24 protein-coding genes are annotated in these 21734 nt (G+C 58.5%); 7 read left to right on the forward strand and 17 right to left on the reverse strand.

The features are described 5' to 3' along the window. The first annotated feature begins 20 nt into the window (after positions 1–20). Genes ACG74X_RS00650 through ACG74X_RS00670 form a run of 5 tightly spaced genes read left to right on the forward strand, consistent with a single transcriptional unit; the run spans position 21 to position 5459 of the window. Entirely contained in the window at positions 21–992 is a 972-nt protein-coding gene (locus ACG74X_RS00650) for an ABC transporter permease (RefSeq protein ID WP_411231971.1), read from the forward strand. Further along, positions 989–1828 carry an ABC transporter permease gene (locus ACG74X_RS00655; protein WP_411231973.1) on the forward strand — a complete coding sequence of 280 codons (840 nt, stop codon included), beginning with the start codon at positions 989–991 and terminating at the stop codon, positions 1826–1828. Before ACG74X_RS00650 ends, ACG74X_RS00655 begins: the two co-directional genes overlap by 4 nt. Beyond that, positions 1825–3453 carry an ABC transporter ATP-binding protein gene (locus tag ACG74X_RS00660; RefSeq protein ID WP_411231975.1) on the forward strand — a complete coding sequence of 543 codons (1629 nt, stop codon included), beginning with the start codon at positions 1825–1827 and terminating at the stop codon, positions 3451–3453. The genes ACG74X_RS00655 and ACG74X_RS00660 overlap by 4 nt, the downstream gene beginning before the upstream one ends. Then, positions 3450–4412: a 2-hydroxyacid dehydrogenase gene (locus tag ACG74X_RS00665; protein WP_411231977.1), complete on the forward strand. Its 963-nt coding sequence runs from the start codon at positions 3450–3452 to the stop codon at positions 4410–4412. The genes ACG74X_RS00660 and ACG74X_RS00665 overlap by 4 nt, the downstream gene beginning before the upstream one ends. Positions 4413–4430: 18 nt before the next feature. After that, the gene (locus tag ACG74X_RS00670) at positions 4431–5459 is read left to right on the forward strand and encodes a histone deacetylase family protein (protein ID WP_411231979.1); all 1029 of its coding nucleotides are present in this window, start codon (positions 4431–4433) and stop codon (positions 5457–5459) included. 101 nt (positions 5460–5560) lie between these two features. Here the strand turns inward: ACG74X_RS00670 and ACG74X_RS00675 are convergent, their stop codons facing one another. From ACG74X_RS00675 to ACG74X_RS00745, 15 genes are read right to left on the reverse strand one after another with little or no spacing between them, the layout of a single operon-like run. Continuing rightward, positions 5561–6502, reverse strand: coding sequence for a FoF1 ATP synthase subunit gamma (locus ACG74X_RS00675; protein ID WP_411231980.1), 942 nt, complete (start codon positions 6500–6502; stop codon positions 5561–5563). Beyond that, on the reverse strand, positions 6486–8018 hold the full coding sequence (locus ACG74X_RS00680) for a F0F1 ATP synthase subunit alpha (protein WP_411231982.1): 1533 nt from the start codon (positions 8016–8018) through the stop codon (positions 6486–6488). Before ACG74X_RS00680 ends, ACG74X_RS00675 begins: the two co-directional genes overlap by 17 nt. Then, the gene (locus ACG74X_RS00685) at positions 8008–8775 is read right to left on the reverse strand and encodes a F0F1 ATP synthase subunit B (protein ID WP_411231984.1); all 768 of its coding nucleotides are present in this window, start codon (positions 8773–8775) and stop codon (positions 8008–8010) included. The genes ACG74X_RS00680 and ACG74X_RS00685 overlap by 11 nt, the downstream gene beginning before the upstream one ends. A gap of 4 nt (positions 8776–8779) precedes the next feature. Continuing rightward, positions 8780–9070 (reverse strand): F0F1 ATP synthase subunit C, encoded by a 291-nt coding sequence (locus ACG74X_RS00690; protein ID WP_411231985.1) that lies wholly within the window; start codon positions 9068–9070, stop codon positions 8780–8782. Further along, positions 9067–9756 carry a F0F1 ATP synthase subunit A gene (locus tag ACG74X_RS00695; protein WP_411231987.1) on the reverse strand — a complete coding sequence of 230 codons (690 nt, stop codon included), beginning with the start codon at positions 9754–9756 and terminating at the stop codon, positions 9067–9069. The genes ACG74X_RS00690 and ACG74X_RS00695 overlap by 4 nt, the downstream gene beginning before the upstream one ends. After that, positions 9747–10049 carry an ATP synthase subunit AtpR gene (locus ACG74X_RS00700; RefSeq protein ID WP_411231989.1) on the reverse strand — a complete coding sequence of 101 codons (303 nt, stop codon included), beginning with the start codon at positions 10047–10049 and terminating at the stop codon, positions 9747–9749. Before ACG74X_RS00700 ends, ACG74X_RS00695 begins: the two co-directional genes overlap by 10 nt. After that, positions 10046–10333: an AtpZ/AtpI family protein gene (locus tag ACG74X_RS00705; protein ID WP_411231990.1), complete on the reverse strand. Its 288-nt coding sequence runs from the start codon at positions 10331–10333 to the stop codon at positions 10046–10048. The genes ACG74X_RS00700 and ACG74X_RS00705 overlap by 4 nt, the downstream gene beginning before the upstream one ends. Then, positions 10330–10740, reverse strand: a complete 411-nt coding sequence (locus ACG74X_RS00710) for an ATPase (RefSeq protein ID WP_411231991.1) — start codon at positions 10738–10740, stop codon at positions 10330–10332. The genes ACG74X_RS00705 and ACG74X_RS00710 overlap by 4 nt, the downstream gene beginning before the upstream one ends. Further along, positions 10737–12140 (reverse strand): F0F1 ATP synthase subunit beta, encoded by a 1404-nt coding sequence (atpD, locus tag ACG74X_RS00715; RefSeq protein ID WP_411231992.1) that lies wholly within the window; start codon positions 12138–12140, stop codon positions 10737–10739. Before atpD ends, ACG74X_RS00710 begins: the two co-directional genes overlap by 4 nt. A gap of 24 nt (positions 12141–12164) precedes the next feature. After that, complete coding sequence (locus ACG74X_RS00720) at positions 12165–12929, reverse strand: SDR family NAD(P)-dependent oxidoreductase (protein WP_411231994.1); 765 nt, start codon at positions 12927–12929, stop codon at positions 12165–12167. Positions 12930–12962: 33 nt separating this feature from the next. Continuing rightward, entirely contained in the window at positions 12963–13523 is a 561-nt protein-coding gene (locus tag ACG74X_RS00725) for an HdeD family acid-resistance protein (RefSeq protein ID WP_411231995.1), read from the reverse strand. Next, a complete protein-coding gene (gene arcC, locus ACG74X_RS00730; protein ID WP_411231996.1) occupies positions 13516–14454 on the reverse strand; it encodes a carbamate kinase in 939 nt (312 codons plus the stop codon). Before arcC ends, ACG74X_RS00725 begins: the two co-directional genes overlap by 8 nt. 3 nt (positions 14455–14457) lie before the next feature. Beyond that, positions 14458–15459, reverse strand: coding sequence for an ornithine carbamoyltransferase (gene argF, locus ACG74X_RS00735; protein ID WP_411231998.1), 1002 nt, complete (start codon positions 15457–15459; stop codon positions 14458–14460). A gap of 12 nt (positions 15460–15471) precedes the next feature. After that, entirely contained in the window at positions 15472–16701 is a 1230-nt protein-coding gene (locus ACG74X_RS00740; protein ID WP_411232000.1) for an arginine deiminase, read from the reverse strand. 16 nt (positions 16702–16717) lie between these two features. Beyond that, positions 16718–18166 (reverse strand): YfcC family protein, encoded by a 1449-nt coding sequence (locus ACG74X_RS00745; RefSeq protein ID WP_411232001.1) that lies wholly within the window; start codon positions 18164–18166, stop codon positions 16718–16720. 187 nt (positions 18167–18353) lie between these two features. On the opposite strand from ACG74X_RS00745, the gene ACG74X_RS00750 reads away from it, so the two are divergent. Then, positions 18354–18788, forward strand: a complete 435-nt coding sequence (locus ACG74X_RS00750; protein ID WP_411232002.1) for a hypothetical protein — start codon at positions 18354–18356, stop codon at positions 18786–18788. A 28-nt stretch (positions 18789–18816) separates the two neighbouring features. After that, complete coding sequence (locus ACG74X_RS00755) at positions 18817–19104, forward strand: coiled coil domain-containing protein (protein ID WP_411232003.1); 288 nt, start codon at positions 18817–18819, stop codon at positions 19102–19104. 98 nt (positions 19105–19202) lie between these two features. Here ACG74X_RS00755 and ACG74X_RS00760 read toward each other — a convergent pair whose 3' ends face one another. Both ACG74X_RS00760 and ACG74X_RS00765 read right to left on the reverse strand, forming a co-directional pair. Next, positions 19203–21059, reverse strand: a complete 1857-nt coding sequence (locus tag ACG74X_RS00760; protein WP_411232004.1) for a PHA/PHB synthase family protein — start codon at positions 21057–21059, stop codon at positions 19203–19205. Positions 21060–21118: 59 nt separating this feature from the next. Beyond that, the gene (locus ACG74X_RS00765) at positions 21119–21730 is read right to left on the reverse strand and encodes a hypothetical protein (protein WP_411232005.1); all 612 of its coding nucleotides are present in this window, start codon (positions 21728–21730) and stop codon (positions 21119–21121) included. Positions 21731–21734 lie beyond the last annotated feature (4 nt).

Consider the following 21734-nt stretch of genomic DNA (forward strand, 5'->3'; position numbering starts at 1 on the left):
ACAAACCCCAGAGGTAGCAAGTGCTTGGCTTTATCGCAGCGCGGCTTGTGAAGGCCGTTTTCATATTGCTGGCGATCCTCGTGCTGAATTTCGTGCTGATCCACGCAGCCCCCGGCGATCCGGCGGCGGTTATGGCGGGCGAGGCAGGCGCGGCGGACGAGAAGTTTCTGCAAGACCTGCGCGAACGATTTGGTCTGGACCAGCCATTTCATGTGCAGTTGTTCAATTACATGAAAGGTGCGGTGCAGCTTGATCTGGGCTTTTCCTACCGCCAGCAAATGCCTGTGGCAGACCTGATCTGGGATCGCTTGCCTGCCACGCTTTTGCTGACTGCGACCGCCTTTGTCATCTCGATCATCATCGGTGTTGCTGCAGGCGTGCTGGCCGCTCAGGCGCAAGGAACGTGGTGGGACACGCTAATCTCGACCTTGGCCCTTTTGTTCTACGCAACACCGCTCTTTTGGGTTGCGCTCATGGCGTCGCTGCTGTTTTCCGTCGTGCTGGGATGGTTGCCCGGTTTTGGGTACGAAACCATCGGCGCGAATTACACCGGGATTGACCGCGTGCTGGACATCGGCAAACACCTGATCCTGCCCGCGACCACGCTTGGCCTGTTCTTTACCGCGATCTACATGCGCATGACCCGCGCGTCGATGCTTGAGGTGTCGCGCCTTGATTTTGTGAAAACCGCGCGCGCCAAAGGATTGCGCAATTCGGTCATCCAGCGCCGCCATGTTCTGCGCAATGCGCTTTTGCCAGTGATCACATTGGCGGGTCTGCAAGCAGGGCAAATCGTGGGCGGTGCGGTCCTGACCGAGACCGTTTTTGCATGGCCCGGAATTGGGCGCCTCATGTTCGAAGCCATCAGCCAGCGTGATTACAATGTGATACTTGGCGTGTTTTTCGTGTCTGCGGCGATGGTGCTTCTTTTCAACCTGATCACCGATATTCTTTACGGCATCGTTGATCCGCGCATCCGGTTAAAACAATGAGCGGGTTCTGGATGCGATACCGCCAAAACCGGGGCGCTGTGATTGGCTTGGTAATCCTTGCCATAGTTATCGCCTGTGCAATTGCCGCCCCCTTCCTGTTCCCGCGCAGCCCATGGTCTATGGTGCAACGCCCGTTTCTGCCCCCGTTCGAGATGGGCAACCTGCCACTTGGAACTGATGCATTGGGCCGTGATGTGCTGTCGGGCCTGTTCCACGGCGCGCGCGTATCGCTTCTGGTGGGGCTGGTCTCGACTGTAGTGGCTCTGGCTATCGGCATCCCAATCGGCGCACTCGCGGGCTACTATGGCGGCTTGGTCGATGACGCGCTTATGCGCTTTACCGAGTTCTTTCAGACCATCCCAAGCTTTGCCTTGGCTATCGTCTTGCTTGCCATCTTCCAGCCCACACTGGCTTACGTGATCCTGGCGATTGCGATCGTCTCGTGGCCGCCAGTCGCGCGTTTGGTCAGGGGCGAGGTGCTATCCTTGCGCAACCGCGAATTTGTCGAAGCTGCGACGCTGTCGGGCCAAAGCAATCTGCGCATCATTCTGCGGCAGGTGCTGCCCAATGCCCTACCCCCGATCATCGTTCTGGCCTCGCTTATGGTCGCGACCGCGATCCTGCTGGAAAGCTCTCTGTCGTTTCTTGGCCTTGGCGATCCGAACGTCATGTCCTGGGGCTACATGATCGGGGCCGCGCGCACGGTGTTGCGCACTGCCTGGTGGCTGAGTTTTATTCCGGGCATTGCTATTTTGCTGACGGTGCTTGCACTGAACCTGATCGGCGAAGGGTTGAACGACGCGCTCAATCCGCGCCTGCGAAAGCGCACCTCATGAGTCTGCTGTCGATCAACAACCTGTCCATCGCGCTGCCAAAAGGGGCGGATCGGGAATTGGCGGTTGAGGACGTGTCCTTCACCCTCGATAAGGGCGAAATCCTGTGCATTGTCGGCGAAAGCGGATCGGGCAAATCCATGTCAGCCAACGCGCTGATGGGCTTGTTGCCCGAAGGCGTTGCGCCTTCTGACGGCTCAATCCTGTTCGAAGACCGTGATCTGTTAACCCTGTCTGAAGCGGAAATGCTGGCGCTGCGGGGTGCTGATATTTCGATGATCTTTCAGGAACCGCTTAGCGCGCTGAACCCGCTGATGCGTATCGGCGATCAGATTGCAGAGGTGTTTGAGGCGCATGGCCTGCTGACCCCGGCTGAGCGTCGGAAACGCGCGCTTGAATTGCTGCACGAAGTGGGTCTGCCTGACCCGGAACAGACGATCCGGGCGTATCCGTTCCAGCTTTCGGGGGGTCAAAGACAACGCGTTGTCATCGCTATGGCACTGGCGCTTGAGCCGAAGATCCTGATCGCGGATGAACCGACGACGGCTCTGGACGTGACGACACAGGCGCAGATCCTCGACCTGATCGAAAACCTGCGGCGCACCCATGGCATGGCGGTGCTGTTCATCACGCATGACTTTGGCGTCGTGGCCGACATCGCAGACCGCGTGATCGTGATGCAGCACGGCAAAGTGGTTGAGGCCGGGGTTGCCGATACAGTTCTTTTGAACCCGGAACACCCGTACACGCGCGCGCTTTTGGACGCGATCCCAAAGCTAAGTTTCCGCGAGAGTGCCGAACAAGGAAACGACCCGATCCTGAGCGTGCGTGATCTGAACATGACCTTCACGTCACGCACCGGCGGGCTGTTTAAGAAACCACGCGTGGTCAAAGCGGTGCAAAACGCGACCTTCGATCTTTACCAAGGTGAGACCATCGGCATCGTTGGTGAAAGCGGGTCAGGAAAATCGACCCTTGGCCGCTGCCTTGTGCGTTTGCTGACGCCGCAAAGCGGTGTGGTGCGCATCAACGGGCAGGATATCTCACAGATCAAAGGGCAGGAATTGCGCCAGCATCGGCGGCGTATTCAGATGATCTTTCAAGACCCGTTTTCGTCCCTCAATCCACGCGCGCGGATCGGTACGATCCTGACCGAAGGACTGATCGCCTACGGCACGGACAAAACCGTCGCCCGCGCGAAGGCAGAGGAACTGCTCACACTGGTTGGTCTTGATCCATCGGCCATGGCCCGCTTTCCGCACGAGTTTTCCGGCGGCCAGCGTCAGCGCGTCGGCATTGCGCGCGCGCTGGCGCTTGATCCAGAGGTGATCATCGCCGATGAAGCCGTGTCAGCACTGGACGTGTCCATTCAGGCGCAGGTTCTTGACCTGCTGGCAGACCTCAAGGATCGCCTGAACCTGTCGATGATCTTTATCACCCACGATCTGCGTGTCGCCGCCCAGGTCTGTGACCGTATCATCGTGATGCAACGCGGTAAGATGGTCGAATTCGGCCCATCTGCGCAGGTTCTGGGCAATCCACAAACCGACTACACGCAGTCCTTGCTTGACGCGATCCCCGGTAAAGATCATGAGGCGGCACTGGTGGCACAAGGGGCATCTGTATGAATGTCGCAATGCGGCCGATCGAGGGCGTCTACCTGTGTGATCAACTTGATTTGCCTGAGATTTTTGGCGATGCCGTGGCAGGCATCCCGGACCTGCGCCTGCTTAAACCATCAGACGTAACAGACCCGGAAAACATCCGTTTTGCACTGGCGTGGCGCCCTGCGCCCGATGCGTTTGACGCCTATCCAAACCTCGAACTGGTGCAAGTCATCGCAGCGGGCGTTGATCCGGTCCTGCGCACACCAAGCCTTCCCAAAGACGCGGTGGTGACCCGTGTGCATGACCCGGAACAGGCCGCGATCATGGCGGGCTTTACCGCGTGGCAGGTGGTTTGGCATCATCGCAACATGAAAGCCTATCTTGACGCGGCACGCCGATCTGAATGGACGCGCAAACTGATCAAGACATTGCGCCCACCGTCGCAGGTTACGATTGGCATTCTGGGTTATGGTTACATGGGCCGCGCCATCGCGAATGCGGTGCGCGCCATGGGCTTTCCCGTCGTGGTCGCGACCCGCAGCGCCGGTGCTGCGCAAGACGGGATCACCCGCATTGCCGGGGCAGACGCCGTGCAAAAGGTTGCCGCGCACTCCGACATTCTGATCAACGTGCTGCCGTTGACGGATGAAACACGCGGTGTGCTGAACAAAAACCTGTTCTGGGCTATGCCGCAGGGGGCTGCCCTGATCCAGTTGGGGCGCGGAGAACACCTGATCGAAGACGATCTTTTGGACGCCCTGAACGCAAACCACCTGAGCGGCGCGTCACTGGACGTTTTTCAGCAAGAACCGCTGCCTCCAACGCATCCGTTCTGGACCCATCCCGACATCGTCATCACCCCGCACGAAGCCAGCGTCACCTCGCCCGTTGCGGTGGCCGATGCCCTTGCCCAATCCGTGCGCGAGATGGCGCAAGGCAAACACCCGACAACCGCAATCGACAGAGAAAGCGGCTATTGACCACAACAGGACATCACCATGAAAGCCTATTTCGACAAACGCCAGCTGGGCCACAAACCCGACATCTACTATCGCGGTGGACATCCGATGCCGCATCCGGAACAGCCACAGCGCGCGATCCTGATCCGTGATATGCTGCTCGACAACGGCTTTCCCGTGGAGACGCCAGATGATTTCGGCCTTGCCCCGATCAAGGCTGTGCATGACCCGGATTATGTCGATTTCTTTGTCGACGCCTATGACCGCTTTATTGCCGATGCCCCAGACGGGGCCTTGGCAATCCCAACCCGTCATCCCGGAACGCGGCGGGGTCGGTGTCCTAAGGATATCAATGGCGCAATGGGTTGGTGGATGACGGACACGTCAACGCCACTGACCAAGGACACCTATGAGGCCGCGTATTGGTCCGCGCAAACCGCCATCACCGCTGCCCAAGATGTGATGAATGGCAGTCGCGCGTCTTATGGCCTTAGCCGCCCTCCGGGACATCACGCAATGAAAGACTGCTCCAACGGGTTCTGCTTTTACAACAACGCCTGCATCGCGGCCCATCATATGCGGGGCAAATGGGACAAGGTCGCCCTATTGGATGTGGACGTCCACACTGGCAATGGGTCGCTTGATATCTTCTATGACCGGGGCGATGTGTTCTTCTGCTCACTGCATCCGGACCCGGCGATCTATGCAACCTTCTATCTTGGCTATGCAGACGAGATCGGTGAAGGCGCTGGTAAAGGTGCAACCCGGAACGAAGTGCTGAACATGGGCGATGGCCCTGCCGAGGTGATGGCCGCGCTGGACAGGGGGATCGCCGCGATCCGGGATTTTGGGGCCGAAGCATTGGTTGTCTCGCTTGGGTTTGACATGGCAGCAGACGACCCATTGGCGGCTGTGAATCTGCAGGCACCGGATTTTGCCGATATGGCCAGACGGATTGCCGGCATGACACTGCCAACCGTTTTGATCCAGGAAGGCGGGTATCTGGGCCCATCACTCAGAACCAATGCCGAGGCCTTTCTGACAACCTTCCGGGACGAGACCCGTTGATGCGCGTCACTGGATGTGTCGGTTTGCCCGTTGGCGCGATGCGTTTGCCATCCTAAAATGATCAAGCAGCGGGACAATCCCATCGTCACCGGGGGCGGACATCACGGCTTACGGTGCTGTGACGTGACGCAGCCGGGGTTTCGCTGCTGGTTTTTGCGCTTCGGTTTGTCACGTGGCTTGAGCGCCTCGAACCCGATGATGATATCCAAAAGCTCGGTGGTGATTTCGCTTTGGCGCACGGATCGCATTTCTGCGGTCAGGCCCTCCAGCTGGTCATCGACAGAACGTTCAGCCTGTTGCATCCGCGCCAGACGGGCCGCATTTTCAGTCACCATTGCCTCGGCGGCTGCGCCGTAGATTTCAGCAAACAGATAACTTCGGATCAGCGCCGCCAAAAGGGTATCCGGTGGCAGGCTGAAATATGGCAGGCTGCGTGATTTCCAGGGTTTGTCCGCAAATCCCGCAGCGATTTCGGGATCAAGCGGCAGCAATGTCTTGGACACTTGCAGATGCTGCGCATGGGGCGCGCGTTTGGTGAATACCAGAGTTACGGAAATATCCTGCGCCGGGCTTGTCGTGCGCATCTGATCAAGCAAACCGATCAAACGGCCAGACAGGCGCTGCAATCCGTCGGCATTCGCCGGGGGCAACAGGGTGGATTCCGGTGAGATTCCCTGCCCGAACAAGGCATCTTCCATCTGCGCTCCGATGCAGATTACTTTCGGGACGTGCAACCTGTCGAGAACCTGCTTTGCCTTTTCGGCTACGATTTCATTGTAATTCCCGCAAAGCCCATGATCTGACCCAAAGACAATCACAATCGGCTGGGCCTCTATAGCGGATGTCTGCGGCAATGGACCGTAGTTCCGAACAAAGGCGTGGAAGCCCAAAAGCGTCGTTTCGCGATATGCCTCTATGGCCTGTGCGGCCTGCTCATAGGGCAAGGCATTGATCGCTGACATGGTCTTCATCGTGCGCACAATGCTGCGCAGACTGCGCATTGTATCGGTGCGATTGGTCAGCCGTTCAAGCGTCTGAGCCATCAGCCTGCCCAACCTGTTCAAGCGCATCACGCGCAGCGTCAATAATTCGGGCGCGCACGGTATCGCTTAACTCTTCGTTGCGCTGAATCACCTGCGCGAGTTCACGCCCGGCATCTGTACGGGCCACGCCGCGAATTGCAGCAACCGCAGTCTGTGCGCGGCTTTCATCCATCCCGTCCAGCAAGCCCTCCATCGCTGCTAGAAGCACAGCAAGTTGCTCAGTGGCAGGCATTGGGTCTCGTTCGGCCTGACGCAGCGCCGTGCGCACTGCGGACCCACGCGCCAGTCTTGCGCGGGTGTCCGGATCAAGCCGGGTGCCGAAGCGGGCGAATTCCTCAAGCTCTTCGAATTGGGACAGCGTCACGCGCAAGTTGCCTGCAACCGCACGAAAGGCACGCGCCTGCGCCTTGCCCCCAACCCGGCTGACAGACACCCCAAGATCGACAGCCGGAAACTGATTTGTGCGCACCAGTTTGGGCGATAGGTAGATCTGACCATCAGTGATCGAAATCAGGTTTGTTGGAATATAGGCCGATAGGTTCTCTGCCTGCGTCTCGACAACCGGGAGCGCCGTGATCGACCCTTGCCCTTCAACGAATTGCCCTGCCCGTTCCAAAAGCCGCGCATGGACATAAAAAATATCACCGGGAAACGCCTCCCGTCCGGGCGGACGTCGTAAAAGCAACGACAATTCCCGATAGGTGCGCGCATGATGCGTCAGGTCATCCATAATGACCACGACATCGCGCCCTTCGACGGCAAAGCTCTCGGCCAGGGACATCGCCGCGTAGGGGGCGATATAGGCAAGGCCGGGCGCGTCTTCGTCCCCGGCAACCAAAATGGCGGTGCGCTCCATCATACCACCGTCACGGATGGCCCCGATCACCTTGGCCACGGCATCGCCGCGCTGTCCGATGGCGCAATAGATACACACCACGTCTGTCTCGTGTTGATTCAGGATTGTATCAACCGCGATAGAGGTCTTGCCAGTTTGCCTGTCGCCGATGATCAGCTGGCGCTGTCCCTTTCCAACAGGCACCGCCGCATCAACAGCCTTGAGGCCCGTCGCAAGCGACCGCGCCACCGGGGTGCGCGACAGGATATCTGGGGCCTCGGCCTCGATCGGGGCCATAGAGACGGCCTCGACCGGTCCCCTCCCGTCGCTGGGCTGCCCCAGGGCATCGACCACACGGCCGAGCAGCGCTTTTCCGACCGGCACGCTAACAACTCGACCGGTGCGGCGCACGTCTTCGCCCAAACGGATCAGGTGCGATGGACCAAGCAAGACAACGCCAAGCCGATCCGGTTCAAGGTCGAACACGATGCCTGACACTCCGGAAGCGAATTCAAGCAATTCATCGGCCAATGCCCTGGCCATTCCAGTCACAATGGCGATGCCATCGCCCAATTCGGCAACCCGCCCCAGTTCGCTGACCTCGGGTCCGGGCACCGGTACATCCAGCAGCGCACTCACCAGATCTTGCGTCGACGGCCCTGAATAAGCGTCATGCGGCATGGGTCATGCCTTTCGATGCTGTCTGTTTGATCCGCGCATCCAGGGCCGCATCCAGACCATTCAGATAACTGTCAATCGTCCAGCCCACCTGCGCGCCGCCAATCCGCAGTGTCAATCCAAAGGGCAATGACGCATCTTCCTCGAATGTCAGAGGCAAGTCGCCAAGAACCGGCGCAAGCTCTTCGCGCAATTTGGCTTTCAGTGTGTCTGGTATCGGATCACGCGTCAGAACACTGCATTTGCTGGCGTCTCCCGAGGCCGCGCGCAACTCTGTCTGCATCGACTTGACCTGTGTGACCGCATGCATCACGATCCGATGCTCCAGGGTTTCGTCAGCCAGATCGGCCAGCGCCTTGCGCGTCAAAGCCAGCAAGGCTTCCGCACCGCTGCGGTGAAGATCCGCGCTGAAGCGCTGCGCCTCGTCGGTACGACGTGCATCCCGTTCCGCCTGCTCCTTGCGCACGCGCTCTTGCGCAGATGCAATCAGTTCAGAACGCTCTTTTTCGGCTTCACGGCGCGCGGTTTCCAGAACCTCGGCACGACTGGCAGACAAGTCCGCGATTTGCGCTTTAAGCTCTGCTTCGCGCGCCTCTGACTGCTTTCGCACCATGTCTGCTTCGCCCATTCGGGTCGCAATCTCGGCCTCTCGCGCCGTAATTCCGTCAAGAATAGGCCGGTACAGGAACCGCTTGAGCAACCAGATCAGAACAAGAAAGTTGACGATCTGGGCCGCAACGGTGATCCAGTCGATGGACATTGGTTTACCCTCCTGCGCCCTGCGCTGCCGCCTCAAGGGCGGCGTCCCAGAACGGGTTGGCAAAAATCAAAATCATCGCCACCACAAAACAGTAGATCGCAGTGGATTCGATCATCGCGAGGCTGACAAAAAGTGTGCGCGACAAGGTCGATGCCGCATCAGGCTGTTGCGCAATCGCGCTTAGTGCCTGCGCCGCTGCGCGCCCCTCACCCAGAGCAGGGCCGATGGCACCAAGGGATACGGTCAAACCAGCGGTAAAGATTGAAATGGCAGCGATAATGGCAAGATCGGTCATGACGACTCCTTTGCAGATGGGGGCGGCGTTGCGGTCGCCGAGGAGATGTAGACAGTGGCAAGAATGGCGAAGATGTAGGCCTGGATCACACCCGTGAGCAGACCCAGCATGTCCATCACGACCGGAAAGAAGAACGGAGCAACACCCAACAGGATCGCGGCGATAACCGCGCCTGACATGACATTTCCGTAAAGGCGGATGGCCAATGATATGCCGCGCGAGACTTCGCTGATAATGTTAAATGGCAGCATCACAAACGACGGCTGCAGGTAGGTTTTCAAATAGCCAATTACACCGCGACTGCCGATACCGAACATGGGAACAGCGATCAGCACCGATACCGCAAGTGCAACTGTCGTTGAGAGCGACGCGGTGGGCGTGTCAAAGCCCGGTACAACCGTCAACAGATTGGCGGTGACAATGAACAGGAACAAGGTGCCGCTGAAATACAGTATGCGTGGATCATGGCGTCCGGTGATCTCGGCGATCTGATCGACGATGCCATTTACAATGACCTCAAGAGCGGTGCGCCAGCGGTTCGGCGGCGTATCGGCGCGCAGATTGCGGGTGATCAGCGCGGACACGCCGGTTAACACCGCCATGATGATCCAGGTGCCAAGAATTGTTGCGTTGATGGGCACGCCGTAGACCACAAACACGATATTGGTATCGGGTGTCAGTTCCATGATGCCCCCGGTTCAGAAATCCCGCGCCGCGCCATCATGACGATCCCCACACGCACACTCAGAAACGCGAGCGCAAAACCACCAAACATCGGCAGCCCCTGTCCGATCACCCAAAGCCCAACCAACAAAAGCGCGGCGATCCTGAGTGCAGCACTCAACAAAAGGATCGGCGTCGGGTTTGTGCCACGCAAGGCAATACGCAGACCAAATGCCAGGCCCGCGAAGAACAGCGCGCTCGTCACGGTGCCCAGGCCCATGCCGGTCAGGACAGCAGACCAATCTATCCCATTCATTTTCCGTCTCCTTCCCGTTCTATCCAGTTCCACGCAATGAACGCGCCCAAAACCACGCCGCCCAAAAGCAGTGCGATGGTCCAGGAAAACGTCTGCGGGGCGGCCCGATCAAGCCATAGCCCCAGAAACACGCCAGCCACCGTCGGCACAGCGACAGACCAACCGATCATGCCAAATGTGCCGATACCCCGCAGCGGGCTTGGCCCCGGATCATCGCGCGCCGCCTTCATCCGCCGGGCGCGGTCACCGATATCATCGGCGGATTTGTCGTTCTTGCCAGTCATCCTGCCCTATCCCGCAGTGATGCAAAACGGCGCACCATATCCGCCTCCAGCCGCGACAGGGCGGCACGGGCGGCACGTTCCTCATCCTCCAGCTCGGAAAAGCGGGCGGCGGCACTGCCTTGCAAATCTGACAGATCGTTTGTTTCGACCCCGCGTCGCACCGAGATTTCAACGTTATGACCCTTTTTGACCAAAAGTCCTTCATCGATCCCGAAGAATCTTTCGGCTCCCCCGTCCTGTGTGATGAGCAAAACCGACGGCACAAGCGCCGTGACGAAATCAATATGATTTGGCAGGAGGCCAAAACTGCCATCAGAGGCTTCGCCGCGCAGACGTGTCGCTGCCCCGTCAAAAAGCCTTCCCGATGGCAAACGCACTGTGACGTGCATTGTGTTCGCGGTCGTCATGCCAATGCCCCCGTCAGGTCTGACAACGGACCGATCATGTAATAGGCGCTTTCCGGATGGTCGAAACTGGTCTGCGACAGGATCGCTTCGCATCCATGCAACGTGTCGGCGACTGGCACAAGCTTACCAGACGTTCCCGCCGATGCGTCGACAGTAAAGAACGGTTGGGTCAAGAACCGCTCAAGGCGGCGCGCGCGGGCCACGACCGCACGGTCATGCGCGGACAACTCCTCTATGCCAAGCATGGCAATGATATCGCGCAGATCCTCGTATTCGGCCAAGGTCCGGCGCACGGCACGGGCAATATCGTAGTGCCGCTGACCCACAACATTCGGCGTCAGCATCACAGAGGTCGAGGCCAGTGGGTCGACCGCCGGGTAGAGCCCTTCGCTTGCCCGCTTGCGTGACAGCACAACGGATGCCGACAGGTGCGAAAAAATATGCGCAGCCGCAGGATCGGTGAAATCATCTGCCGGAACATATACCGCCTGGATCGCCGTGATCGCCCCTTTGCGGGTAGATGCGATGCGTTCCTGAAGCGACGCAAGCTCTGTGGCCAGCGTCGGCTGATAACCAACGCGGCTGGGCATGCGGCCAAGAAGCCCTGACACCTCTGACCCGGCCTGCACAAAGCGAAAGATGTTATCAATCAAAAGCAGCACATCCTGTTCGCGGTCATCGCGGAAATACTCGGCCATGGTCAGCGCGGAATGTCCGACCAGAAACCTGACGCCCGGTGCTTCGTTCATCTGGCCGAACAACATCACCATCTGGTCACGAACGCCGGCGTCGCCCATCTCGCGCCAAAGTTCCTCGGCCTCGCGAGAGCGTTCGCCAATGCCACAAAACAGGCTAACGCCTTTGTGATGCTCTACCGTATTGTGGATCAGTTCGCTTAGCAGCACCGTTTTGCCCACACCCGCACCGCCGAACAAACCTGTTTTTCCGCCTTTCTCGATGGGGGACAGCAGATCAATGGCCTTGATTCCGGTCTCCATGACCTCGGCCCGAAGCAACCGGTCGGTCAGCTGTGGTGGTGATTGATGAATGGGACGTCGCTCGACAGCGTCTGGCGGGGATTGCCCGTCCAGAGGATCGCCAAAGATGTTCAGCATCCGCCCCAGCACAGCTTCGCCCACCGGCACCTCAATGCCCGCCGCGTCGACACGCGCACGCGCGCCAAGTCCGATTCCGCGCACCGGGCCAAGCGCGATGCAGCGCACCACGCCATCGCCCACGATAGAGGCGACCTCCATCGTGATACCTTCGGTCTGCACACGGGCATAGATACGCGGGGCGGCACCGGAAAAGGCCACGTCGACAACACCTCCGCGTATGGCGACAACCCTCCCGTCCGAGGGCTCGGAACTCGAAGAGCTGGTTTGCAAAGTCTGCGCCATAAAGCGTCACCTTTTTCGACCGGGTCAGCCCGCGGCCATTCCACCGTCAACCGGATACTGCGCACCCGTGATAAAGGCCGCATCGTCAGAAGCGAGAAACAGCACCAGCGCTGAAATATCCGCGCTTTCGCCGTAGCGGCCCAGCGGAATGCCTGCCGTCAGCTGATCTTTCACAGCGTCGCCTTGTCCGGGGCTGAACCCGTCTTCAAGCGCGCGCATCATGCGGGTGTTCACCGGCGATGGATGCACGGAATTGACCCGCACATTGTCTTGCGCCGCTTCGATAGCAGCCGCACGGGTCAAGCCGACCACCGCGTGTTTGGACGTGATGTAGGGCGCTACATTCGGGCTGCCTTTCAATCCGGCGATAGAGGACATGTTGATAATACTGCCGGATTTTTGCGCGATCATAACAGGCAAGACGTGCTGCAGGCCCAGAAAGGCACCGCGCACATTGACCGCCATCACACGATCAAAATCGTCGATCTTTTGATCGACCAGCGGGGCCACCTTGCCTTCGATGCCGGCATTATTAAAAAACACGTCGATGCGGCCGAACCTGTCCATGGCTTCACGCACATAACGCGCTGTATCTTCAGCGCGGGATACATCAGCCGCTACCGTCAAGACAGGTCCGGTCAGGTCATTGGCCGCCTTTTCAAGGTCATCCTCATTCAGATCAACAAGAACAACACGAGCCCCCTCGCTTAGAAACAGACGCGCCGTTTCCAAACCTATTCCGGCAGCTCCTCCGGTGATCAAAGCGACCTTGTCCTGTAAACGCGTCATGGCAATTCTCCTTTTGGTGCGATTTCAATGTGGTCAGACAGCGTCGATCTGGCGGCCAATCTTACGCAAGCGTAACGCCAGCAGTACGAACAAGATACCGAACGTCACAGCATAAAACCCGATGATCCAGGCAAGCGTGATGATCCCGGCCTGGGGCAGCGCGATCAGCAAGCCGCCGAACAGGATCGACACAATTCCGCCGACAATCAAAATCCATTCACCGGTGATTTCATGACGGATCTGAAACGCCAGAACGATACGCAGCAGACCGCCGACCACCGACCAGACCGCAATCAGCACAAGCAGCGCAAACAGCGTTGCCTCGGGCCAAAACAGCGTCAGAAGACCGATCACAATTCCAAGCAACGACTCGAGAACCAATGGCCAGACCCGTGCCAGATGATCCCGATACCGCACGGCATCAATCAGCCCGAAAACACCATCCACAAGCACATAGACCCCGAAAATCACGACCAGAATTGCAAGTGTCAGAGCGGGCCATGCAAAGGCCATGATGCCAAAGGCGACGCCCGCCAGGCCACGCAGAAGGAAGATCCACCAGCTTTTTTGAAGGAAATCGATCATGTCAGTCATTGTCTTGTCCTGTATTGTCTCGGGGCCCAGAGCTTACCGATGTTCCGGCCTGCCCTTCAAGAATTCGAACCGCCTCATCCAGCCGACCGATGCCGGCCAAGCCCCTATGTGCGGCGAACTCTGCTGCCGCGGCCATTTTTGGCCCCATAGAGCCTGCGGGCAGATCAAGCGCACGGGCCTTGTCGGGTGTCAGGCTGGCGATACGCGTTTGATCATCGGTGCCGAAATCGCGGTACACCGCGTCAACATCGGTTAACAAAAGCAAGGCATCAGCACCCAGCTTGCGCGCCAGAAGGGCGCTGGCGGCATCCTTGTCGATCACCGCTTCTATCCCGATCAAACTGCCATCATCGCGGCGGATCACCGGAATGCCGCCGCCACCTGTGCAAATCACGATCACGCCCTGATCCAGCAGCAGCTTGAGAACCCGCATATCCGGGATGTCCTGCGGCTGTGGCGAGGGCACGACGCGGCGCCATTTGTCGCCGTCCTGTGCGATGGACCAGCCCGCAGCTTTGCCTCGCGCCTCGGCCTCCTCGCGGGAATAGACCGGACCTATGAATTTGGTCGGGTTTTGGAACGCCGGGTCTTTGGCATCCACCAGAACCTGCGTCAGCAGCGTGGCAACGGCGTGTTCATGATCCAGTGCGTTTTCCAGCTCTTGTTCGATCATATAACCGATCATGCCGCCGGTCTCGGCCCCCAGAACATCCAGCGGGTACGCCTCTTCGGGTTTGTAGGCCGCGCCCTGAAGCGCCAGCAGACCCACTTGGGGGCCATTGCCATGAGTGATGACCAGCCGGTGTCCGGCGCGCAGGATTTCGGCAAGCGATTTTGCCGCGACGGCAACATTGGCGCGTTGGTTTTCGGCGGTCAAATCCTCTCCGCGTTTCAACAACGCATTGCCCCCAAGTGCTGCAACAACAAGCATGGATCAATTCCCCAATGTGGCAACAAGCACCGCCTTGATGGTGTGCATCCGGTTCTCGGCCTGATCAAAAACGATGGATGCGGGGCTTTCGAACACCTCTTCGGTCACCTCCATTGCGGTCAGGCCAAACGCGTCCTTGATCTGCTGTCCGACCTCGGTATCGGCGTTGTGGAACGCAGGCAGACAATGCATGAACTTGCAGCGTGGGTTGCCGGATTTCTCCATCACCTCGCGGGTCACCTGATACGGTTTGAGCAGCTCAATCCGCTGGGCCCATTTGTCCTTGCTTTCGCCCATCGAGAGCCAGACATCGGTGTAGATGAAATCTACCCCATCGACCGCCTCTTCGACATCTTCGGTCAGCGTTATGCTGGCACCGGTGGTTTCGGCGATAAGCTCTGCCTCATTGCGGATAAGCCCGCTGGGCCAAAGCGAGTTCGGCGCGCAAAGCCGCACATCCATGCCCATCTTGGCCCCGCCGATCAGCAGGCTGTCGCCCATGTTGTTGCCCGCATCGCCCATGAAACAATAGGCAACCTCGCGCAGGGGCTTTTCGCTATGCTCCTGCATGGTCAGGAAATCGGCCAGGATCTGGGTTGGGTGAAACTCATCCGTCAGCCCGTTATAGACCGGCACGCCGGACCAGTCCGCCAGCTCTTGCACGATCTCTTGTCCGAAGCCACGATACTCGATCGCGTCATAGACCCGGCCCAACACACGCGCCGTGTCCTTGACGGTTTCCTTCTTGCCCAGATGTGACCCCGAAGGTCCAAGATAGGTCACGGTTGCGCCCTGATCATGGGCGGCGACTTCAAAGCCCACGCGGGTGCGGGTGCTGTCCTTTTCAAAAATCAGCGCGATCTCGCGGCCCTTCAGCGTGGGCACCTCGGTGCCTGCATATTTCGCGGCCTTGAGGTCGGCCGAAAGCTTCAGCAGGAATCCGATCTCCTGCGGGCTGAAATCCCGCAGGGTCAGAAAGTGACGGTTTTTCAGGTTGAACGCCATGGATATGTCTCCTTAAACCGCATCACGGATGGTGGGGCAGGACATGCAGCGACTGCCGCCACGGCCCCGGCCCAGCTCGGCACCCGGCATCTCGATCACCTCGATGCCTTCGGCGCGCAGTGCGGCGTTGGTGTCGTCGTTGCGGTCATAGCCCATCACGACGCCGGGGCGCAGGGCCAGCACGTTGTTGCCGTCGTTCCATTGCTCGCGCGCCTGCTCGAAGGGGTTGGCCCCGCCGGTGGGCACCACGTTGAGCGTCTTGAAGCCCATCGCATCGGCCACCACCTCGAACATAGGGCGCGTGTCGTGACGCATGTCGAGCGGTTTGCCCCCTTCGCCGGGGTGCAGGTCGTAGCAGGTCATCTCATCGGCCACTTCCTTGAAGCTGGTGACGATGTTGTCACCGCAAAAGGTGAACACGGTGTCCAGATGCATGGCAGCGCGGGACTTGGGCATCTGGCAGGCGATAACCCGCTCCGCCCTGCCCTGCTCGAACAGCGCCTGCGCCAGCAGCCCCACGGCCTGCGGCGAGGTGCGCTCGCCCATGCCCACGAGAACAACGCCATTGCCCACGGGCATCTGATCGCCGCCCTCCAGCGTGGCCAGGCCATACTCTTTAAGCGGATCGCCCCAGATCACTTCGACCTTGTCCTTGAACTTGTCGTGATACTTGTAAATCGCGGTGGTCAGCAGCGTCTCGGGACGGCGGGCCTGCCAATACATCGGGTTCAGCGTGACACCACCATAGACCCAGGCAGAGTTATCGCGGGTGAACAGGAAGTTGGGCAGCGGTGGCAGGATAAATCCATGCTTGCCCAGATAGGCCCCCAACATGCTTTCCGTATCGAATGGCACATCGCCCACGGTCAGCCCGCCGATGAGGAATTTCGACAACTCCTCGCCGGGCAACTCATCCATCCAATCGCGCAATTCGCGCTCCATGCCGACACCCACATCATTTGCGGAAATTCGGTGATCCAGCACCCATTTGCGCGCCTCCGGGATGTCCAACGTCTGGGCCAGCATCGCGCCGGTCTCCAGCACTTCGACCCCCTCATCGGTCATTGCCTGCGCAAAGGCGTCATGATCCTTCTGCGCTTGCTTGACCCAGAATACGTCGTCGAACAGCAGGTCTTCGCAATTGTCCGGCGTGAGGCGGCGGTGCGCCAGACCGGGGCGGCAGATGATCACCTGCCGCAGTTTGCCGGATTCCGAGTGAACGCCGAGTTTTTGGTCGGACATGATCTTTCCCTTTCGTTCAGATAATGGCTGCGATGCTGAGCGCCGCCGAGATGAACACCAGCAAAATCAGCATCAGCGGCCAGATAAAGACGAGCCAGCGGTCGTAGGACACCCGCCCGATCGCCAGCCCGCCGATCACAACAGCGAAGGTCGGGTTGATCAGGTTCACCAGCCCGTTGGCCGATTGATAGGCGGTGACCACCAGATCACGCCCGACGCCGGCGAAATCCGCCAGCGGTGCGAGGATCGGCATCGACAAAACCGCAAGACCCGACGAGGATGGCACGAAAAAGCTCATTCCGACCTCGATCCAGAACATCAGGTTGATGAATGCCAGATCGCCAAGCCCGCCAAGCGATTGTTCGGCGCTGAACAGGATGGTGTCGGCAATCAACCCCTGTTCCATCACCACCACGATGCCGCGCGCCAAACCAACAACAAGAGCCACGCCCAAAAGATCGCGCGCGCCGTCCACGAAACTGCCGGTCAGTTTCTTTTCACCCAGACGTCCGATGATACCTACGACAATTGCGGCGAACAAAAACAATGCGCCCATGCGGGCCATCCACCAGCCCTGTGAAGCCACTCCCCAGATCATCACAGCAAAGGTGATCGCAAACAGCACCAGAATGATCTTTTGCGTGCCGGTCAGGGTGTCAGTGACATCGGCTGCATCGTCGTCAGCCAGAAACAATCGACGATGCGCGTCAGCCTGTTTGGCCACAACCGAGCGTGACGGATCGTCTTTGATCCGCTTGGCGTAGCGCATGACGTAGGCCGCACAGATGGCCAAACCGCCCAGCAGGATGATCAGCCGCAGCACAATCCCGTCGGTGAACGGAATGCCGGCCGCGTTGGATGCAATCACGGTGGCAAACGGGTTGATGGTCGATCCCAACACTCCGATCCCCGCGCCCACAAGAATAATGGCAACGCCGGTCACAGCATCATAGCCTGCGGCAATCATCACCGGAATAAGGATGGCATAGAACGCCAGCGTTTCCTCGGCCATGCCATAGGTGGTTCCACCAATCGCAAACAGCGCCATCATGATCGGGATCATCCAGATCTCGCGCCCTTTCATGCGGCTCATCGCGGTGCGGATGCCTGTGTTGATCGACCCGGTCGCATTGACCACCCCCAGAAACCCGCCCAGCAGCAAAACGAAAAGCGCGACATCAATGGCATTTGCTGCATAGCTGTCGGGATCATAAAACCCGGCGACAGGTGCCAACATAACGTCGACAAAGCCCTGCGGATTGGGCTCGACTTCGGTGTAGGTTCCGGCCACTGCGATCTCGCGGCCGACCTCTTCGTTCATTGCACGTTCATATTGCCCGGCCGGAATAATCCAGGTCAGCGCGGCAACCAGGATGATCAATCCAAACAGAATCGAGTAGGCGGTGGGAAACCGCGATGACAGATCTTGTTCGGGATCAGGCGGCGTGTTCGTTTCGTCAGCCATAGGGACCTCCATCGTTGAACGGCGTCAAATCCCGATGCTCTACTTCGATGCAAAGCAACGCATTAACCCGCGTTAACGTCCCGAAACGCGCGCTCTGGCGTTTCTTGCAGCGATGTTGATGAAGGTTAATGCGGGCTTCCGAATTTGGTGCCAGCGTAATGGTGTATTTCCAGGAAAGGATGACGTCATGGCCAAAGCAGACAAAATCAAATCACTTGATCCGGCGCAGGAAGCTCTGAATGCCGCGCAGGTCGTGTTTTCGCTTGATCCGGCCTATGTTCCGCAAGCCAAACATTTGCTGCAGGCGCATGAGCAGATGCTTGAGGAAGCCGAAACATTCTGGACCGCCTGGTTCAAACGACGCCATGAAGCGGCGCAATCTGCGTTGGATGTGGTCGCGCAAATCTCGAAAGAGGGCACGAAAGATCCGGCAGCCGGTCTAAAAGCCATGACCGAGTGGCAGACCCATTCGCTTGAACGGCTGACCGAGGATGTCAAGGATTGCACCGAAATGATGGCCCGCTGTTTCAGCAGCTTGGCCAATCACGAAGCACAAGCCGCTGCAGAAACCGCCGAGACGGCAGAACGCGCCACCAGCGGAAAACACGCCACACCTGTTTAACCAAACACCAAATCAATGGAGATGTCTTATGGAGTCAAAAGATGACTTTCAGAAGAAGTACAAAGCGCAGCTTGACGAATGGGAGGCCCAGATCAAGCAATTGCGGGTCAAAGCAGAAAAAGCCGGGGTCGAGGCCCAGGAAAAATACTCTGAACAGATCGAAGAACTGAAATCGCTTCATGCAAAGGCGCGGACCCGTATGAACGCGATGCGCGATGCGCAAGACGACGCGTGGGACGATCTGAAAAAGGGCGCGGACGCCGCCTGGGATGATATCAGCGCCGCGCTGGAGAAGGCGCGCAAACGGTTCGCATGACATCCTGCACAGGCGCACTGAACCGGCCGCTGTTAGGGTGGCCGGTTTCTTTGTTCTAATCGCTGTTGCCTTTTACGCTACAGGCGCAACCGGATAAGCTAAGGCTGGCGCACATACTGTCCCGGGGCATCCGGGTAATCGGCCTTGCCGCGTTCGTCACGCCCCATTGAGGGAGGAACCTCTTGACCGGACGAGATATCCCTGAGCCATGCGACATGCTCGGGCCACCATGATCCGTCCTGAACGGGCACGGTCATGCGCCATTCATCGGGTGCAATGTAATGGGCTTCGTCGGCGGTCAGTTTGATCTGATAGGTGCGCCCTTTGTGCCCCGGTTCACTGACGATGCCGGCATTATGCCCCCCCGAGGTCAACACGAAGGTGATATCGGTGTCTGTCAGCAAATGGAGTTTGTAGACCGATTTCCAGGGCGCGACATGGTCCCCCGTGGTCGACACACAGAACACCGGTACCGAGATATCGGTCAGAGCCACGGGTTTGTCGCCAATGCGATACTGCCCCTGCGCCAGTTGGTTGTTCAGGAACATGTCCCGCAGGTATTCGCTGTGCATGCGATAGGGCATGCGCGTAGCATCAGCATTCCACGCCATAAGATCGAACATCGGCTGTCGCCGACCCATCAGGTATTCGTGGACATACCGCGACCAAATCAGGTCGGTTGATCGCAGAAGCTGAAATGCTCCGGCCATTTGTTTCGTGTCCAGATATCCCTGATCCCACATCATATGATCCAGGAACGACAATTGGCTTTCGCTGATGAAAAGCTGAAGCTCGCCGGGATCTTCGAAATCGGTCTGGGTTGCAAACAGGCTCAGGCTTTTGAGCCGCGTATCGCCGTCCCGCGCCATCTGCGCCGCTTTGGCCGACAACAACGTGCCGCCAAGACAGTAACCAACGCCATGCACGCCGGTGTCCGGGACGATTGCCCCGATTTCGTCCAACGCCTGCGCGACCGCGTCCAGATAGTCTTCCATGCCAAGGTCGCGATCTTCGGCGTCCGGATTGCGCCAGGACACCATGAAAACGGTAAACCCTTGCTCGACCAGATAGCGCACCAGTGAATTATGCGGCGACAGGTCGAGAATGTAATATTTCATGATCCAAGCAGGCACGATCAAAATCGGCTCGCGGGTGACTTTATCGGTCTGTGGCGCATATTGGATCAGCTCGAACAGATGCGAGCGATAGACAACCTTACCCGGCGTGACCGCCACATCGCGCCCTGGAAGATAGTTTTCGGCCCCAACAGGCGGCTTGCCCGACACTTCGCGGTCCAGATCTTCTATCAGGTTTTGCGTACCCTGAACCAAATTCGCACCGAACGTGCGGCTAGTCTCGGCAATCACCTCGGGGTTTGTCCAAAGACTGTTTGACGGTGACATCATGTCCAGAATTTGCCGGACGACAAAAGAGGCCACCTGTTCGTCGCGGCGCGACAGGCCGTCTATATCGTTGGTGGCGTTGTACCACCATTGCTGGGTCATCAGAAAATTCTGATAAATCAGGTTATACGGCCAGCGCTGCCATTCAGGCGCATCAAAACGCACATCATAATCCAATGGCGCGATGCAGGGGGCAGACGCTTGGCCAAGTGCGAGCCTGTTTGCGGCCATGCCCAGCTTTGCCGCTTTTTGCATCGCTTTTTCGGCCAGCAGGAATTGTTTGCCGGGCGACGCCGCAAGATGCATGCCCCAATTGAAAAAGGTCGAGGCCAAACCAAACGGTGACACGCCCTGCGTATGGCGCGCAAGTTGCGCTTTCATCGCCTGATCAAGAGTTTGAACGGCTTGCCGATCAGGCGTATGCGATGCGCATAACGGACCGAATTCAGGTGACAAAGGATCAAATTTTGCGGCCTCCTGTGTGGCCGGAACGGTTAGGCTCGTATTATCCGAGACAGGCTTGAGATCCGTTGATGCTGCTTTCTTTCCCACGTCTTATCCTTGGTAGTCGTTCCAGTTTTGACATCAAACACCAGTAGCTTTGGCCGGTCTTAAGTGCTCCACTCATGGACGTGAACGTCTTTTCCGGAATGTGCCTTGAGTGTCTCTACCGCCAGATTCCGTTTTTCTTCATCCTGAACGCGCACCCATAACAGGATTCCACCCCGCTCAATCTGATGGGCATAATAGTCTTTGTGCTGCTGCCCCACCCGGCGCGCCAGTAGCGAGCCGATGACAAGCGCCGGCACACCCACAATTGCGACCGCAGCAGCCGTTGCAGCCACGGCCCCGCCTGCCGCCGCCATAACCGCCATGGCGATGTATGACGGAATAAAAAATGCGCCGCCGACAATCGCACCTTCTAGTTCGCCCATCGCCTCTTCGGATACGAAGGACGCACGCGGAACCCTGGGGTCATCCTCCAGATCGGCGGCCCGAAAATACGACTTGCCCAGCTTCTCCACCAAATCCTCTTCGCGCCCTAGAACGCTTAGGTCATAGCGGCTGAACCCCATCATCCTCAGGTCGTAGAACGCTTTTTGAAAATCATCGAAGTTTTCGAAAACACCAACCGCTTCGGGCACGTTGATGATCGTCGTCTGGTCGGCATTTGTGGTTGGGACAGGTGTCATTGCGCCCTCGGTCAGATCGGAATTCACCATCTAA

This window comes from Marivita sp. S0852 (assembly GCF_046591575.1).
GTDB lineage: Bacteria > Pseudomonadota > Alphaproteobacteria > Rhodobacterales > Rhodobacteraceae > Marivita.

Excerpts from the sequence above, each read along its gene's own strand:
- ACG74X_RS00765 (WP_411232005.1), bottom strand. The coding sequence starts at position 21,730 with ATGGTGAATTCCGATCTGACCGAGGGCGCAATGACACCTGTCCCAACC.
- arcC (WP_411231996.1), bottom strand. The coding sequence starts at position 14,454 with ATGCTTGTTGTTGCAGCACTTGGGGGCAATGCGTTGTTGAAACGCGGA.
- ACG74X_RS00680 (WP_411231982.1), bottom strand. The coding sequence starts at position 8,018 with ATGCCGCATGACGCTTATTCAGGGCCGTCGACGCAAGATCTGGTGAGT.
- ACG74X_RS00675 (WP_411231980.1), bottom strand. The coding sequence starts at position 6,502 with ATGGCTCAGACGCTTGAACGGCTGACCAATCGCACCGATACAATGCGC.
- ACG74X_RS00690 (WP_411231985.1), bottom strand. The coding sequence starts at position 9,070 with ATGACCGATCTTGCCATTATCGCTGCCATTTCAATCTTTACCGCTGGT.
- ACG74X_RS00745 (WP_411232001.1), bottom strand. The coding sequence starts at position 18,166 with ATGGCTGACGAAACGAACACGCCGCCTGATCCCGAACAAGATCTGTCA.
- ACG74X_RS00660 (WP_411231975.1), top strand. The coding sequence starts at position 1,825 with ATGAGTCTGCTGTCGATCAACAACCTGTCCATCGCGCTGCCAAAAGGG.
- ACG74X_RS00665 (WP_411231977.1), top strand. The coding sequence starts at position 3,450 with ATGAATGTCGCAATGCGGCCGATCGAGGGCGTCTACCTGTGTGATCAA.
- ACG74X_RS00670 (WP_411231979.1), top strand. The coding sequence starts at position 4,431 with ATGAAAGCCTATTTCGACAAACGCCAGCTGGGCCACAAACCCGACATC.
- ACG74X_RS00700 (WP_411231989.1), bottom strand. The coding sequence starts at position 10,049 with ATGAATGGGATAGATTGGTCTGCTGTCCTGACCGGCATGGGCCTGGGC.
- atpD (WP_411231992.1), bottom strand. The coding sequence starts at position 12,140 with ATGGCGCAGACTTTGCAAACCAGCTCTTCGAGTTCCGAGCCCTCGGAC.
- ACG74X_RS00755 (WP_411232003.1), top strand. The coding sequence starts at position 18,817 with ATGGAGTCAAAAGATGACTTTCAGAAGAAGTACAAAGCGCAGCTTGAC.
- ACG74X_RS00705 (WP_411231990.1), bottom strand. The coding sequence starts at position 10,333 with ATGACTGGCAAGAACGACAAATCCGCCGATGATATCGGTGACCGCGCC.
- ACG74X_RS00710 (WP_411231991.1), bottom strand. The coding sequence starts at position 10,740 with ATGACGACCGCGAACACAATGCACGTCACAGTGCGTTTGCCATCGGGA.
- ACG74X_RS00695 (WP_411231987.1), bottom strand. The coding sequence starts at position 9,756 with ATGGAACTGACACCCGATACCAATATCGTGTTTGTGGTCTACGGCGTG.
- argF (WP_411231998.1), bottom strand. The coding sequence starts at position 15,459 with ATGGCGTTCAACCTGAAAAACCGTCACTTTCTGACCCTGCGGGATTTC.
- ACG74X_RS00720 (WP_411231994.1), bottom strand. The coding sequence starts at position 12,929 with ATGACGCGTTTACAGGACAAGGTCGCTTTGATCACCGGAGGAGCTGCC.
- ACG74X_RS00725 (WP_411231995.1), bottom strand. The coding sequence starts at position 13,523 with ATGACTGACATGATCGATTTCCTTCAAAAAAGCTGGTGGATCTTCCTT.
- ACG74X_RS00740 (WP_411232000.1), bottom strand. The coding sequence starts at position 16,701 with ATGTCCGACCAAAAACTCGGCGTTCACTCGGAATCCGGCAAACTGCGG.
- ACG74X_RS00685 (WP_411231984.1), bottom strand. The coding sequence starts at position 8,775 with ATGTCCATCGACTGGATCACCGTTGCGGCCCAGATCGTCAACTTTCTT.
- ACG74X_RS00750 (WP_411232002.1), top strand. The coding sequence starts at position 18,354 with ATGGCCAAAGCAGACAAAATCAAATCACTTGATCCGGCGCAGGAAGCT.
- ACG74X_RS00655 (WP_411231973.1), top strand. The coding sequence starts at position 989 with ATGAGCGGGTTCTGGATGCGATACCGCCAAAACCGGGGCGCTGTGATT.